Consider the following 13,936-nt stretch of genomic DNA (forward strand, 5'->3'; position numbering starts at 1 on the left):
CCATGATGCCTGCCACGATCTGACGGTGTTCACCGTATCGGGCTGATGAGGTCCGTATCGTGATGGACCGACCCCGCGCGGCAGGTCAAGGGGACAAGCATACGGGGCTGCACCGCCCGGGAAGGTCAGGTCGGCTGTGACGCTCACCGAAGAGGGCGGCGCCCCCCGCGGCAACGCGGCGGAGAGCCCGGCGCCCACGCGGCGGCGCGTCCTGCGGACGGCTCCCGGCGACCGGCCGGACGTGCTCGGATACCTGCGCGCCCAGCCCGCCCGCGCCCGGCGCGGCGCCGCGTGGCTGTGGGCGCTGGTGCGGCGGCACCCCCTGTTCTCGGTGATCCTCGGCGTCGCGGCGCTGCTGCGCGCGGTGACGATGATCGGCTACACGCCGGCGATGTACTTCAACGACAGCTTCGACTACCTGCACGTCGCGATGAAGCCCTATCCGCACCCGCTGCGGCCCGACGGCTACTCGCTGCTGCTGTGGGTGCTCAAGCCGCTGCACAGCTTCGCGCTGGTCGTCGGCGTCCAGCACCTGATGGGTCTGTCGATCGGCGTCATGATCTACCTGCTGCTGCGGCGCCGGTTCGGGCTGCCCAAGTGGGGCGCGTCGCTGGCGACCGTGCCGTCCCTGCTGGACGCCTACCAGATCCAGCTCGAACACCTGGTCCTGTCGGACACGCTGTTCATGTTCCTGGCCATGCTGGCGGTGACCCTGCTGCTCTGGCGGGAGCGGCCGTCGTACCAGGTCGCGGCGTGCCTGGGGCTGATCATCGGCATGGCGTGGCTGACGCGGTCGGTCGGGCTGCCGGTGCTGCTCGGCGTCCTCGTCTACATGACGATCCGGCGGATGGGCTGGCGGACGATCGGCGTGGTCGTCGTGGCGTGCGCGATCCCGGTCGTCACGTACATGACCTGGTACAAGGTCGAGCAGGGCAAGTTCGCGATCACCGAGTCGAACGGGATCTTCCTGTACGCGCGGGTCTACAAGTTCGCGGACTGCCACAAGATCGACGATCTCCCGGTCGAGGAGATCCCGCTGTGCACCGAGCCGGAGAACCGGCTGCCGAACTCGCAGGACGGCATCTGGAACCCCGCCTCGCCGCTCAACCGCTACATCGGCACCCGCTTCAGCGCCGAGCAGAACGCCACCGCCAACGACTTCTCGCAGCGGGCGATCCGCGCCCAGCCGGCCGACTACGCCCGCGTCGTCGCGCACGACTTCTTCCGGGTGTTCCAGTGGGAGCGGACGGTCTTCCCCGACCCCGCCACCTACGCGCAGTACGAGTTCCGCGCCGAGCCGGGCACGCTGCCCAACTGGCGGATGGACAACGACATGACGGCCGCCGAGGAGGCCATCGCCTACGAGCGCGGCAACGCGCGCACGAAGGTGGTCGAGCCGTTCGCCGGCTTCATCCGGGGCTACCAGGACGTCTTCTACCTGCGCGGCACGATGGTCGGCGTCATCCTGCTCGTCGGCCTGGCCGGGCTCGTCGCGATGGGGCGGCGGGCGGGCGGGCGGGCGTTCCTGCCCTGGACGCTCGGCACCGGCCTGCTGCTGGCGCCCGCCGCCACCGCCGAGTTCGACTACCGGTACGTGCTGCCCGCCGTGCCGCTGGCGTGCCTCGCGGCGGGCATCGCGTTCGCCCCGCACGTCCGCGACCGGTTCGCCGCGCTGCGTCCGGCCCGGTTCCGGCGGACCGCCGGTCCGGCGGACGCTCCCGCCGAACCGGGCGGGTGAGCCGCCGGACCGGCGGGTCACCAGGCGTTCAGCCTCCGCAGCCGCGACAGCAGTTCCAGATCGCTGTCGCGGCGCGAGCGCGGAACGCTCGGCCTGCGCCGGTACGGCGTCGCGAACACGTTCTCGCTCCGGCACTCCGGGCACTCGTGCGTGCTCCACGGCGTCGGGCACAGGTGACCGTCGTGCCGGTAGACGATGGCCTCGTGCCCGTGGCCGCCGTCGGCGTGCAGCACGTCGAACGCCTCTTCCCAGACGTTGGCGCAGTACTGGCACTCATAGAGCCAGATCTCGTGGCTCGACCATGCCTCGCGCACGGTCCCCACCCCCTCTAGGAGAAGCCACTTTTCCCCGACACATCCGTTATGCCCGGAATCGTCGGTTGGAACGTGCTAGGCCGGAGGGGATTTCCGGGCGGCCAGCACCGCGTCGTACACGTCCCGCTTCGGGACGCCGTTCTCCTTGGCGATGTCGGCGATGGCCTGCTTGCGAGGGACGCCCGTCTCCTCCCGGGCGGCGACGGCCGCCGCCAGGTCGGCCGGGTCGGTCAGCCCCGCCGGTTCCGGCGCGCCGCCGACCACCAGCGTGATCTCGCCGCGCACGCCGTCCCGCGCCCAGTCGGCCAGCTCCGCCACCGCGCCGCGCCGGACCTCCTCGTAGGTCTTGGTCAGCTCCCGGCACACCGCCGCCGGACGATCCGCGCCGAACGCGGCGGCCATCGCGTCCAGCGTGGCGGCCAGCCGGTGCGGCGCCTCGAAGAACACCATCGTGCGGGGCTCGGCCGCCAGCTCCGCCAGCCGCCGCGACCGCTCCCCCGGCTTGCGCGGCGGGAACCCCTCGAAGCAGAACCGGTCCGTCGGCAGGCCCGAGACGACGAGCGCCGTCGTCACCGCCGACGGCCCCGGCAGCACCGTCACCGGCACGCCCTCCGCGACGGCCGCGCGGACGAGGCGGTAGCCCGGGTCGGACACGCCCGGCAGGCCCGCGTCGGTGATGACCAGCACGTCCAGCCCGGCGAGCAGATCGTCCAGCAGGCGCGGAGTGCGGGCGACCTCGTTCTGGTCGAAGTACGACACGACGCGGCCCGTCGTGCGCACCCCGAGATCGGCGGTGAGCCGCCGCAGCCGCCGCGTGTCCTCGGCGGCGATCACCGGCGCGTCCGCCAGCGCCGCGCGCAGCCGCGCCGACGCGTCCTCCGGCCGCCCGATCGGCGCGGCGGCGAGCAGCAGTGTCCCTGTTCCATTCTGCGCACTTTCCGTCACCCGCTCATTGTCCCCGCGCACACGACCGAAAGGGCACCTGAACGGGCCCTACGATGTCCGGATGGCGACGACCGACTACGCCCCGGCACCGGAGACGGCCCCGGCGGCCACCAAGGCCCCGGCCCTGCGCGACCGGCTGGCCCCGCCCGTCCGGGGACGCGTGCTGTTCGGCTGGCTCGGGCCGCTCCTGGTGACGGTGTTCGCCGGAGTCCTGCGCTTCCACCGGCTCGGCAACCCGCACGCCGTCGTCTTCGACGAGACCTACTACGCCAAGGACTCCCTGTCCCTGCTGAAGTTCGGCTGGGAGCGCAACACGGTCGAGGGCGCCGACAAGATGCTCCTCGCCGACCGCCACGCCGACATCTGGGCCGAGGGCGCCTCGTTCATCGCGCACCCGCCCGGCGGCAAGTGGATGATCGCCATCGGCGAGGCGATCTTCGGCGCGACGCCGTTCGGCTGGCGGTTCATGCCCGCCCTCGCCGGGACGCTCGCCGTCCTCATCCTGTGCCGCGTCGCCCGCCGCATGACCGGCTCGACGCTGCTCGGCTGCGCCGCCGGGCTGCTGCTCGCCGCCGACGGGCTCGCGTTCGTCACCAGCCGCACCGCCCTGCTCGACGTGTTCGTCATGTTCTGGGTGCTGGCCGGATTCGCCTGCCTGGTCGTCGACCGGGACCGGTCCCGGCAGCTCCTGGCCGACCGGATCGAGGCCGGGAACGCCTCCCCGTACGGGCCGTTCCTGCTGCACGGCTGGCGGATCGTCGCCGGGCTCTGCCTCGGCATGGGCCTCGCCACCAAGTGGACGGCCGTGTTCTACATCGCGGCGTTCGGGCTGCTCGTCGTCGCGTGGGACTACGGCGCGCGGCGCGCTGCGGGCGTCCAGGCGCCGTTCGCCGGGATGCTTCGGCTGGAGGCGATCCCGGCGTTCGGGCAGCTCGTCGTCATCGCGGGCGTGACGTACGTGGCGTCCTGGTGGGGGTGGATCTTCCGGCCCGGCGGGTGGGGGCGCGGCGAGGCCGCCGGGAACGTCCTGGCGCGTCCGTTCGAGGCGTTGCCCAAGCTGTGGGACTACCACGTCGAGATCCTCAACTTCCACACCGGGCTCGACGCCAAGCACCCCTACCAGTCGTGGCCGTGGGACTGGCCGATCCTGCGGCGTCCCGTCGCGTTCTACTACAACGAGCCGGACTCCTGCGGCGCGGCGCGGTGCTCGCGGGAGATCCTCGGCGTCGGCACCCCGGCGCTGTGGTGGGGGGCGCTGCTGGCGCTCGTCGTCACCGCGATCGTCTGGATCGTGCTGCGCGACTGGCGCGGCGGGGCGATCCTCGTCGGGTTCGCGGCCGGCTGGCTGAGCTGGTTCCCCTCGGCGCTGTCGGAGCGGACGATGTTCCTCTTCTACGCCACGCCGCTGCTGCCGTTCATGTGCCTGGCGGTGGTGCTGACGTTCGGGTACCTCATGGGGCCCGGCGCCGTCCGTGATCCGCTGCGGCCCGGCGCCGTCCCGGCGCCGACGCCGCGCCGCCTGGTCGGGGCGGCCGCGGCGGGGGCGTTCGTGCTCGTCGTCCTGGTGAACTTCGCGTACTTCTATCCGGTGCTGTCCGCCGAGGTGCTGCCCTATGACGTGTGGCACGCCCGGATGTGGCTCGATAGCTGGATCTAGCGGACGGCGGCCGGTTCGGCGACGGCGGCGGCGTCCGCGCGGGGGTGGAGCAGGCGGGCGCCCGCCAGGCAGAGCAGCAGCGCCAGCAGACCGCCCACGGCGGCGCCCGCGAACGCGCCCGGGACGCCGCCGAACTCCTGCCCGTACCCGGCGGCGAACGAACCGAGCGACCCGCCCGCCGTGACGGCCGCGACGATCCACGCGAACGCCTCGGTGACCGTGCCCGCCGGGGCGAGCCCGTCCACCAGCGAGAAGCAGCAGGCCAGCACGGGGGCGAGGAAGATCCCGCTGACGAACGCCAGCGGGACCATCAGCGCCAGGCCGGGCGCCCAGACCAGCGGCAGGTATCCGGCGGCCAGCCCGGCCAGCAGCCAGCGCAGCCGCCGCGACGGGTCGCCGTACCAGGTGCGGGCGCCGTAGGCGAGGCCGCCGACGAGCGCGCCCGCCGCCATCGCGGCCAGCAGGACACCGGACGCCGCGTCGTTCCCGGACCGCTCGGCGTAGGCGGCGGCGCCGATCGCGAACACGCCGAGCGCCACGCCCGCGAAGACCAGCACGCACAGCAGGAGCCGGAGTCCGGTGGACCGCAGCGGGCCGAGCCAGTCGGCCGCGCGCGGGATCGGGCGCCATCTCCGTGACGGCCCCGAGCACGCGACGACGAGCGTCCCGGCGATGCCCAGCAGCCCGGTGAGCACCAGCGCGGCCTCGGTGCTGACGAGCGCGGCGCCGACGACGAGCAGCGGCCCGACGCTGTACAGCAGTTCCTGGGCGGCGGCGTCCAGGGCGTAGGCGGCCTGGACCTGGGCGGGGCCGCCGAGCACGTCCGGCCACAGCGCGCGCAGGCCCGCCTCCAGCGGCGGCGTGGCGATTCCAGCGACGACGACGGCCGCGACCGTCACCGGCAGCGGATCGACGCCGACGACGGCCACCACCGCGAACCCGGCGGCGGACGCGACGGCGGCCGGGAGCAGCACGGCGCCCTGGCCGTAGCGGTCCATCGCCCGTCCGAGCACGGGCTGTCCCGCCGCCATGGCCAGCCCGAACACCGCCGAGAGGCCGCCCGCCAGCGGATACGTCCCGCCCTCGGCGCGGACGTGCAGCACGATCGCGAGCAGCGCCATCCCGTTCGGCAGCCGCCCGAGCAACGTCCCACCCAGCAGCCGCGCCGCGTAGGGCACCCGCAAAAACTCGACGTACCCACGCACAGCCGCGCTCCCAGGGGGTGTGAAGTCATACGTATTACTAGAACGTCATACGTACCACCCGAACCCGAACGGACTCAAGGGCGAACGCCACACAACCCCCGACCACCTCACCTACCCACGGACAGGCCGGGATTTCGAGGGGTGCAGGCCGTAGCCTGGGGGCTTCTGGAAGATCGTCGGCAGGGCGGGGGGACGGGGTGCACGCGACGAGCCGTCCGACCAGCCGCGACGTGGCCCGCGCGGCGGGCGTGTCGCAGTCGACGGTGTCGCTCGTGCTCGGCGGCAAGTGGAACGGGCGCGTCTCCCCCGCCACCGCCGCGTCCGTCCAGGACGCCGCCGAACGGCTCGGCTACCGGCCCAACCAGGCCGCGCGCAGCCTGCGGCTCGGCACCACCCGCACCGTCCTGCTGATGATCCCGACGATCGTGCCGTTCTTCGGCGACGTCCACGTCGGCGCCGCCCGCGTCGCGGCCCGGCACGGGTTCGCCGTCGTCGTCTACCCCTGGCCCGACGACGCCGGACCCGCCGCCAGCCCGTTCGCCGCGCCGCACGAGGCGATCGACGGCATCCTCGCGTCGTCGCTCGCGCCCGACGTCGCCGCCGGGATCGGCGGCGCGCCGCTCGTCATGCTCGACAGCGACCCCAGCGGGCCCGTCCCGACCGTCGACTTCGCCGTCGCCGACGGGATGCGCGCCATCGTCGGCCACCTGGCGGGCCTCGGCCACCGGCGCATCGGGCACCTCGCCGCCGCCATCGACCAGTGGACGTTCCACGCCCGCGGCGACGCGCTCGCCGCCGCCGTCACGGCCCTGCCCGGCGGCGCGTACACGCGGGCGGCGGCGCCCCTGGACGTCACGGCCTCCCGCGACGCGGCGGGCACCCTCCTCGACGCCCCGGACCGCCCGACCGCCCTCGTCTGCGACGACGACGTGATGGCCGCCGGGGCCTACAAGGCCGCCCGCGCGCGCGGCCTCGACATCCCCCGCGACCTGTCCGTCACCGGCTTCGACGACGTCCAGCTCGCCGTGGCCCTGGAACCCGAGCTCACGACCATCCGCCTCCCCGCCGAAGACCTCGGCGCCCAAGGGATGACGATGCTCCTCGACCTCCTGAACGACCGCCCCCCGCCGGGCCCCCACTCCCTCCCCGGCACCCTGATAGTCCGAGACTCCACCGCCCCGGCCCCCCGATGATCGTCCGCGCCCGACCCCTCCCTCACGAGAGCGACCGTGAACCGCCGAGCGCGGGGTGAGGTACGTGGGGCTGGAGTGTGCGTTCGGGGGTTCTTGGGGGGTATGACGGGCGCATGACGTCTGACGGGCCGCCGCACAGTCGGGAGTGGCGGGACGGGGAGCTTGTCGGCGAAGGGTTCGGGCTCGACGGGCTGGCCGAACGGCTCTCCGACCCGGATGCCGTGTTGTGGCTCGACGTCGGGGCGTCCGACGCCGACGGTCTCGCCGCCGTCGCGCGTGCCCTCGGGCTCGACCGCCTCGCCGTCGAAGACGCCGCGTCCCGGCATGAGCGGACCAAGCTCGACCGCTACCACGACTACGTGTTCCTCAACGTCTACGCGCCGGCGCTGCGCGACGACGGACGGCTCGCGTTCCACGAGGTGTCGGTGTTCGTCACCCCGCAGGCCCTCGTCACCGTCCGGCAGGACGACCGGTTCGACCTGCGCGCCCTGCTCCGCCGCTGGGACGACGACCCCGACGTCGAGCACGACCGCGGCGCCATCGCCGAGCACGAGGGCGGCACGCTCGCCCTGCTCCTGTACGGGCTGCTCGACCTCATCGTGGACCAGCAGCTCGACATCGTCGGCACCCTCGACGAGCAGACCGACGAGCTGGAGGAGCTGATCTTCGAGACGCCGTCGTCGGCGGCGGGCCGCGACGTGCAGGAGCGCAGCTTCCGGCTGCGCAAGAACCTGGCGCGGCTGCGCCGGGTCGCGCTGCCGATGCGGGAGGTGCTGAACACGCTGCTGCGCCGCGACGTCCGGCTCGTCGCCGAACCGCTGCTCCCGTACTACCAGGACGTCTACGACCACGCGCTGCGCGTCGCCGAGGAGACCGAGAGCCTGCGCGACCTCGTGGCCGACCTCCTCGACACCCGCATCGCGTTGCAGGGCAACCGCATGAACGAGGTCATGAAGCAGGTGACGAGCTGGGCCGCGATCATCGCCGTGCCGACGGCCGTCACCGGCTTCTACGGGCAGAACGTCCATTTCCCCGGCGAGCACACGGTGTGGGGCTTCGTGACGAGCACGTCGCTGATGGTTCTGTGCGTCGTCGTCCTGTACCGGGTCTTCAAACAACGCGACTGGCTCTGAGCCAGGTTCCCGCGCGAGGTCCACGACGTGTTTCTTGCTTCGGCCTAGGCCGAATCCAGGTCGTAGAGCTGGTGTCATACCGTTTCACATATCGCGATGGCGCCCATATCAATATTGGACGTCCCGAACGACGGTCTGATCTCCTGGCGGCACCTTCGAAGGGAGCCGCCATGTTCGTCCGTCGCGGCCTCGGCGCCGTCGCCGTGGTCCTCGCCGCTTTCACCGGGGTCGGGTGCTCGACCGAGGCCCCCGCCGTGCCCGTCGCGGCGTCCTCGTCCGTCGCTCCGGCCGTCCGGTCCGCCGTCGCCCCGGAACGGGTCGTCGTCCGCGACGATCTGCGGAGGGTCTTCACGCGCCTCGGCGTCGACGGCGCCTTCGCCATGACCGACGTCGCCCGCCGCGAGACCGTCGTGGTCAACGCCCGCCGGGCCGCCGAACGCCGCGTCCCCGCTTCCACCTTCAAGATCCCGCACAGTCTCGTCGCCCTGGAGACCGGCGCCGTCCGCGACGTGGACGAGGTGATCCCCTGGAACGGCAAGCCGCAGCCCTTCCCCGAGTGGGAGCAGGACATGAGCATGCGCCAGGCGATCACCGCCTCCAACGCGGGCATCTACCAGGTCCTCGCCCAGCGGATCGGCCTCGCCCGCGAGAAGGCGTGGCTCCACCGCCTCGGCTACGGCAACCAGGCCACCGGCGCGGACGTCACCCAATTCTGGCTGGACGGCCCTCTCCGCATCTCCCCGCGCGAACAGGCGAGCTTCCTCACCCGCCTGGCCCGCCAGGAACTACCCGCGTCCAAGACCAGCCAGCGCGCCGTCCGCGACATCATCAAGATCGAGCAGAAGAACGGCTACACCCTCTACGCGAAAACCGGCTGGCAGTTCGTCCCCGACGCCCCCGACCTCGGCTGGTGGTCCGGCTGGATCGAACGCGGCAACCGTACCTATACGTTCTCCCTCAACATGGACCTCCCCCGCGACGACCTCGCCGCGCAACGCGTCCCCACGGGCCGCGAACTCCTCACCGCCCTGAAAGCACTACCGACCTGACGCCCCACCAACCGCCCAACCGACCACCGCTCCGGCACACCAGACGGACGGAAGGGCGAAGCCCGACGGGGTCCGCCGGAGCCCGCCAAGCCCGCCGGAACACAACGGAGCCCAACGGAACACGACGGAACACAACGGCATGCAACGGCACGCGACGGCACGCGACGTGACTCGACGGAGCCCAACGCGCACCAAGCCCGCATCCCTCGGCACGATTCGCGGGCGCGCATGGGCTGGCGCCGACCGACGGGACTCGACAAAGCCCGACCGAACGCGGCGAAGCCCGACCGGACGCAGCGGCGCCTGGGTGCGGCGGAAGCGACGGGATGAACACGGCGGCGCGGCGGGCGGCGGGCGGCGGGCGGCGGGCGGCGGGCGGCGGGCGGCGGGCGGCGGGCGGCGGGCGGCGAGGAGATTAACGAGGTGGGGCCGGGCCGGGCCGGGCCGGATGACCGGTGGCAGGGCGGGGGTTGGGGTGGGTGGCCAGTGACGGGGTGAGGGGTTCGACCGGTGGCCGGTGACGAGGTGGGGTCGGGGCCGGGTGACCGGTGACGGGGCGAGGATTGGGCCGAGTGGCCAGTGACAGGGCCGGGGTTGGGTCGAGTGCCCGGTGATGGGGTGGGGGTGGGGGTTGGGCCGGATGACCGGTGACGGGGCGGGGCCGGGCGGGGCCGGGCCGGGCCGGGCCGGGCCGGATGACCAGATAGGGCGGGGTTGGGGCGGGTGGCCAGTGACAGGGCGGGGGCTAGGCCGGGTGGCCAGTGACGGGGCGGGGGTTGGGTCGAGTGACCGGCGACGGGGCGGCGGTTGGGCCGAATGGCCCGTGACGGGGTGAGGGCTGGGCCGGGTGACCGGCGACGGGGTTGGGGTTGGGCTGGGTGGCCAGTGAATGGGGTGGGGGTTCGGTCGGTGGCCGGTGACGGGGTGAGGTTGGGCCGGGTGGCCGGTGATGGGAAGGGGCGGTTTGGGGGTGGGCGGTCTTCTGATCGGGTGATCGTCGGGGTCGTTCTCGGGGTGCAGTTGGCGGCTTCGCTCGGGTTCTTTGCCGTGATGTCGCATGTTGTCGTGCATCTGCGGCATGACCTCGGGTTGCTGGCCGGGACGGTGGGGCTCGTGCTGGGGCTGCGCATCGGTCTCCAGTACGCGCTGTACTTGCCCGCCGGGGTGCTCACCGACCGGGTGGGGGCGGCGCGGACGGGGGCCCTGGCCTGCGTGCTCCGTGCCGCCGGTTTCGCGCTGCTCGGCTCAGCGTCGGGCCTGCCGACGCTGCTCGGCGCGGCGGTGCTGCTGGCGACGGGCGGCGCGCTGTTCCACCCGGCGGCGCAGTCGCTTCTCGCCGGAGTCACCGCCCGCCGCCGCGCCTTCGCCGGCTACGTCGCCACCGGGCAGGCCGCGGCGGTGGCGGGCCCGCCCCTGGGCCTGCTCGTGACGTTCTCCCACCTGGCCCTCGGCGCCGCCGTCCTCTGGACGACCGCCGCCCTGCTCTTCCTGGCCCTGCGTGGCCCCACCACCACGGCGTCCGGCACGGCGGGCCGGGGGCACCTCCGCCCCGCGCTCCGCGACCGTGCCTTCCTGCGCCTGGCCCTGGTCCTCTCCCCCACGACGCTGCTCATCGAGCAGATGGCGACGGCGGTACCCATGCTCGGCTCCGGCAGGGCCGCCGTGACCGTCTACCTGTGCGTCCTCGCGACGGTGGCCGCGATGATCCAGCCCTTCATCGCCCGGCGAGCCGACCGCCCCGCGATCCTTCGCGCGTCCATGCTCGCCACCGCGTCGGCCTTCGCCCTGCTCCTGGTCGCGAACCCGCTCGCTTTCCTCGCCGCCGCCTGCCTGGCGGGCATCGCCACGGGAGCCATGCAACCGGCCGTCTTCCACTCCATCGTCCGCCACGCTCCCGCTCGGGCCGTCGGCGTCCACCTGGGCCTGGCCGCCTTCGCCTCCGGCGCCCTCGCCTTCACCGGCAACCTCCTGCTGGGCCACGCCTTCGAGGCCGACGCCGCCCCCGCCGCCCTCCTGGCCCTGGCCGCCCTCGCCCTGACGAGCGCCGCGACCCACCGCACCGCCCCGGCCCCACGCGTCGACTCTCCGCCTCTCACCACCCCACCGCGACCCGCCCCGGCACGCACGACGCAGTGAACAACGGGCCGGTACCGGAAGCGAACGGCAGAACGCCCCTCGACCCGACCGGAAAGCCGGGGCGAGGGGCGTTCGCTGCGTTCAGAGGGACTTGACGGCTCCGGCGAACCGGCGGAAGTTCTCGCGGCCGACGAACAGCGTTCCGCCGTCGCGATCCTTGGTGTCGCGGATCGCAACCGTGGCGGGGACGTTGGCCAGCTCGACGCAGTCTGTGCCGTGCGGACCGCTGCGCGATGACTTACGCCATGTCAACGTGTTCGTGTTCATAGCTCTCCCATCACCTCCCGAGGGAACGCACGGGAGCCCTCAACATTCAGAGGGACTTGACGGCTCCGGCGAACCGGCGGAAGCTCTCACGACCGACGAACAGCGTCCCGCCGTCGCGGTTCTTGGTGTCACGGATCGCGACCGTGGCGGGGGCGTTGGCCAGCTCGACACAGTCGCCACCGTCCGGGGTGCTGTACGACGACTTGCGCCAGGTGGCGCGGTTCAGGTCCATAGTTCTCCCCTCACCTCCCGGACGAACGTGCGGGAGTCTTCCACGTTCAGCGCGTACGCCTGGAGTGTAGCGACCTCTTTCAGAAGGTCCGCGACTGTCTCCGGATCTCGCGTTGACGTACCGAAGCGAGAGCGCGCGGCCTCCAGGAACGCAATCGAAGAACCGTCTGCCATGGTCGCGATACTGAATGATCCTGACGGGGAGACGGCAACGCGGCCACGGCGAAGGGCGTACGGCACGATTTGCACGGTGACGTTCGGACGGTGGGACATCTCGATGAGGTGGTCGTGCTGCTCCCGCATGATCTCCTCATCGCCAACCGTGCGGCGGAGCACGCTCTCGTCCAGCAGAACGGCGAGGTGCGGAGCGGCGGCACGGTCGAGCAGTTTGCGGCGATCTAGGCGGTCAGCCAGCACCTCGTCGCCAGTGGTCAGCGAGCGAGCGTAGGCGGGCGTCTGCACCAGCGTGGGCACGTAGATCATCTGCGTGGAGATGATCAGCTTGGCGTCCGGTTCTGAGGCGTGGTAGTCCGCGAACGGGTTTCGTCCCCCGTAGATCTCCTCCCACGCGTTCAGGATCTGGCCGTCTGCGTTGAGGATCTCGTCCATCGCTTTTGCGTCTTCGATGTGCGGCGTGAACCTGCCGTTCACGAGTTGACTGGTCCAGCCCTCACCCTTGTTGGCCATGCGCGAGATGGCCCCGGACGTCAGGGGTGAACGCACAACGAAGTCGTGCACAAATGACCCGAATCGTACGTTCTCGGGCGAAGGTTTGCGTTTTGGCATTTTTCGCCTCTCGTGTTCGTGACCGCCGGGGACGGCGTGTGTCATTTGATGATGGCACCCGCAGTGTGTCCCGCGCTACGGAAAGCCGTGGAAACGTGTGTGTCGAGAGCTGCATATCCGACACGAACGCGGAGCGCGATCGAACACGAGAAGGGCCGCACGATGATCACTTCCGGTATCACCGAGCACAAACCCCCGGACGGTGGAACGGCTCCGGGGACCGCGTGGGTGGGTGAAGCGCGTGATCTCGCCGGGCAGTGGGCGGACGCCGAGGGCTTCCCCACCGAAGTGATCGAGGACGTGCGGCTGGTCGCATCGGAACTGGTCACCAACGCGATCGCGCACGCGGCCGGGTCGGCGGGCGTTCTGTTGCGGCTGTACCGGTGTGAGGGCGGCGCGGTCGTGGAGGTGTGGGACGCCGACGCGAACAAGGTCCCCGAGATCGGGGAACCGGATGTCGTGCACGAGTCCGGCCGGGGGCTGTTCATCGTGAACAGTCTGACCGGTGGAATGTGGGGCTGGCAGCGCCTCGCGGACAACAAGGGAAAAGCGACGTGGGCGAGGATTCCATGCACAACAACCCGTACATGAACACTTCCATGAAGACGCGCGAGGTCGCGCGCCTGTTCGGCGTCACCCCCTACACGGTCGTGCGATGGACCCATAAGGGCCTCCTGACGGCCGGAACCACCCCGTCGGGCCACCTGCGCTTCGACCGCGCCCAGGTCATGGACCTGTACCGGGGCTCGAACGGAGAAGACGAATGACCAGCATCAAGGCCCTGGTCACCTGGTTCATCTGGGTGCGCCGCCGTGCGGCGGCCGCGTCCTACCTGCGCGTTCTGAGCGGGGAGATGACGGCACGCGGCTGGTCGTGCTCGCTGGCGGCGTCCGCGGTACCGATCCTGTGGATCACCCCCGCCACTCGCGGCGAAAGGTCCATCGGCTACGGCGTCACCGCCGTCGTCATCAACGACCACGCCACCGTCCTCAGCCGCGACATGGAAGAACTGTGCTCCTGCGGCGACCCGGCCAAGGTGGCCGACACCCTCTCCGAACGCCTCGGCACAACACGCCTCTAGACCAGGACCGGGGAACCACACCCCGTGTCCCACCCGAGAACCCCCGGTGCCCCAGGAGGGGAGGGCACCGGGGGTTCTCCACGCCTCAGCACGCCGCGCCACGCCCCATTCACTCGACAGTGGCGAGAATCCCCGCAACCAAGCAGGGATAAGTGGGACGAGAGGGACAATCTCGGCCGCTTCCGTGGCGCCCGGTGGTGT

Annotated in this window: 15 protein-coding genes; 9 read left to right on the forward strand and 6 right to left on the reverse strand. The window is 72.0% G+C overall.

Annotated features, from left to right (window positions below):
- The first annotated feature begins 136 nt into the window (after positions 1 to 136).
- Positions 137 to 1,738: a hypothetical protein gene (locus C229_RS0100820; RefSeq protein WP_018653182.1), complete on the forward strand. Its 1,602-nt coding sequence runs from the start codon at positions 137 to 139 to the stop codon at positions 1,736 to 1,738.
- Between the two features lie 17 nt (positions 1,739 to 1,755).
- On the opposite strand, the gene C229_RS0100825 is transcribed toward C229_RS0100820, so the two are convergent.
- Both C229_RS0100825 and rsmI read right to left on the reverse strand, forming a co-directional pair.
- Positions 1,756 to 2,052 carry a hypothetical protein gene (locus tag C229_RS0100825; RefSeq protein WP_155884519.1) on the reverse strand — a complete coding sequence of 99 codons (297 nt, stop codon included), beginning with the start codon at positions 2,050 to 2,052 and terminating at the stop codon, positions 1,756 to 1,758.
- A gap of 75 nt (positions 2,053 to 2,127) precedes the next feature.
- Positions 2,128 to 2,997 (reverse strand): 16S rRNA (cytidine(1402)-2'-O)-methyltransferase, encoded by an 870-nt coding sequence (gene rsmI / locus C229_RS0100830; RefSeq protein WP_018653184.1) that lies wholly within the window; start codon positions 2,995 to 2,997, stop codon positions 2,128 to 2,130.
- Between the two features lie 61 nt (positions 2,998 to 3,058).
- On the opposite strand from rsmI, the gene C229_RS0100835 reads away from it, so the two are divergent.
- Complete coding sequence (locus C229_RS0100835) at positions 3,059 to 4,654, forward strand: dolichyl-phosphate-mannose--protein mannosyltransferase (RefSeq protein WP_018653185.1); 1,596 nt, start codon at positions 3,059 to 3,061, stop codon at positions 4,652 to 4,654.
- Here C229_RS0100835 and C229_RS0100840 read toward each other — a convergent pair.
- Positions 4,651 to 5,859, reverse strand: coding sequence for an MFS transporter (locus tag C229_RS0100840; protein ID WP_033423881.1), 1,209 nt, complete (start codon positions 5,857 to 5,859; stop codon positions 4,651 to 4,653). The genes C229_RS0100835 and C229_RS0100840 overlap by 4 nt on opposite strands.
- Before the next feature lie 197 nt (positions 5,860 to 6,056).
- On the opposite strand from C229_RS0100840, the gene C229_RS0100845 reads away from it, so the two are divergent.
- The 4 genes from C229_RS0100845 to C229_RS32440 all read left to right on the forward strand — a co-directional run bounded on the left by C229_RS0100845 (position 6,057) and on the right by C229_RS32440 (position 11,370).
- Positions 6,057 to 7,052, forward strand: a complete 996-nt coding sequence (locus tag C229_RS0100845; RefSeq protein WP_018653187.1) for a LacI family DNA-binding transcriptional regulator — start codon at positions 6,057 to 6,059, stop codon at positions 7,050 to 7,052.
- Positions 7,053 to 7,165: 113 nt separating this feature from the next.
- Complete coding sequence (locus C229_RS0100850) at positions 7,166 to 8,185, forward strand: magnesium transporter CorA family protein (protein WP_018653188.1); 1,020 nt, start codon at positions 7,166 to 7,168, stop codon at positions 8,183 to 8,185.
- 170 nt (positions 8,186 to 8,355) lie between these two features.
- The gene (gene blaOXA / locus C229_RS0100855) at positions 8,356 to 9,234 is read left to right on the forward strand and encodes a class D beta-lactamase (RefSeq protein WP_018653189.1); all 879 of its coding nucleotides are present in this window, start codon (positions 8,356 to 8,358) and stop codon (positions 9,232 to 9,234) included.
- A gap of 816 nt (positions 9,235 to 10,050) precedes the next feature.
- A complete protein-coding gene (locus C229_RS32440) occupies positions 10,051 to 11,370 on the forward strand; it encodes an MFS transporter (RefSeq protein WP_081639683.1) in 1,320 nt (439 codons plus the stop codon).
- 81 nt (positions 11,371 to 11,451) lie between these two features.
- Here C229_RS32440 and C229_RS0100865 read toward each other — a convergent pair whose 3' ends face one another.
- The 3 genes from C229_RS0100865 to C229_RS0100875 are packed head-to-tail and all read right to left on the reverse strand — an operon-like array spanning position 11,452 to position 12,555.
- Complete coding sequence (locus C229_RS0100865; protein ID WP_018653191.1) at positions 11,452 to 11,637, reverse strand: DUF397 domain-containing protein; 186 nt, start codon at positions 11,635 to 11,637, stop codon at positions 11,452 to 11,454.
- A gap of 46 nt (positions 11,638 to 11,683) precedes the next feature.
- Positions 11,684 to 11,869, reverse strand: a complete 186-nt coding sequence (locus C229_RS0100870) for a DUF397 domain-containing protein (protein WP_018653192.1) — start codon at positions 11,867 to 11,869, stop codon at positions 11,684 to 11,686.
- A complete protein-coding gene (locus C229_RS0100875) occupies positions 11,860 to 12,555 on the reverse strand; it encodes a DUF5753 domain-containing protein (RefSeq protein ID WP_240487035.1) in 696 nt (231 codons plus the stop codon). The genes C229_RS0100870 and C229_RS0100875 overlap by 10 nt, the downstream gene beginning before the upstream one ends.
- Before the next feature lie 327 nt (positions 12,556 to 12,882).
- Here C229_RS0100875 and C229_RS28945 point away from each other — a divergent pair, with 327 nt between their 5' ends.
- The 3 genes from C229_RS28945 to C229_RS0100890 are packed head-to-tail and all read left to right on the forward strand — an operon-like array spanning position 12,883 to position 13,735.
- Positions 12,883 to 13,245, forward strand: a complete 363-nt coding sequence (locus tag C229_RS28945) for an ATP-binding protein (protein WP_155884520.1) — start codon at positions 12,883 to 12,885, stop codon at positions 13,243 to 13,245.
- Positions 13,242 to 13,421: a MerR family transcriptional regulator gene (locus C229_RS33290; protein ID WP_026313338.1), complete on the forward strand. Its 180-nt coding sequence runs from the start codon at positions 13,242 to 13,244 to the stop codon at positions 13,419 to 13,421. Before C229_RS28945 ends, C229_RS33290 begins: the two co-directional genes overlap by 4 nt.
- A complete protein-coding gene (locus C229_RS0100890) occupies positions 13,418 to 13,735 on the forward strand; it encodes a hypothetical protein (RefSeq protein WP_018653196.1) in 318 nt (105 codons plus the stop codon). The genes C229_RS33290 and C229_RS0100890 overlap by 4 nt, the downstream gene beginning before the upstream one ends.
- Positions 13,736 to 13,936 lie beyond the last annotated feature (201 nt).

The organism is Actinomadura flavalba DSM 45200 (genome assembly GCF_000374305.1).
In the GTDB taxonomy this organism is placed as follows: domain Bacteria; phylum Actinomycetota; class Actinomycetes; order Streptosporangiales; family Streptosporangiaceae; genus Spirillospora; species Spirillospora flavalba.

Excerpts from the sequence above, each read along its gene's own strand:
- C229_RS0100835 (WP_018653185.1), top strand. The coding sequence starts at position 3,059 with ATGGCGACGACCGACTACGCCCCGGCACCGGAGACGGCCCCGGCGGCC.
- C229_RS0100850 (WP_018653188.1), top strand. The coding sequence starts at position 7,166 with ATGACGTCTGACGGGCCGCCGCACAGTCGGGAGTGGCGGGACGGGGAG.
- blaOXA (WP_018653189.1), top strand. The coding sequence starts at position 8,356 with ATGTTCGTCCGTCGCGGCCTCGGCGCCGTCGCCGTGGTCCTCGCCGCT.
- C229_RS32440 (WP_081639683.1), top strand. The coding sequence starts at position 10,051 with ATGGCCCGTGACGGGGTGAGGGCTGGGCCGGGTGACCGGCGACGGGGT.
- C229_RS0100865 (WP_018653191.1), bottom strand. The coding sequence starts at position 11,637 with ATGAACACGAACACGTTGACATGGCGTAAGTCATCGCGCAGCGGTCCG.
- C229_RS0100870 (WP_018653192.1), bottom strand. The coding sequence starts at position 11,869 with ATGGACCTGAACCGCGCCACCTGGCGCAAGTCGTCGTACAGCACCCCG.
- C229_RS0100875 (WP_240487035.1), bottom strand. The coding sequence starts at position 12,555 with ATGGCCAACAAGGGTGAGGGCTGGACCAGTCAACTCGTGAACGGCAGG.
- C229_RS33290 (WP_026313338.1), top strand. The coding sequence starts at position 13,242 with ATGAACACTTCCATGAAGACGCGCGAGGTCGCGCGCCTGTTCGGCGTC.
- C229_RS0100890 (WP_018653196.1), top strand. The coding sequence starts at position 13,418 with ATGACCAGCATCAAGGCCCTGGTCACCTGGTTCATCTGGGTGCGCCGC.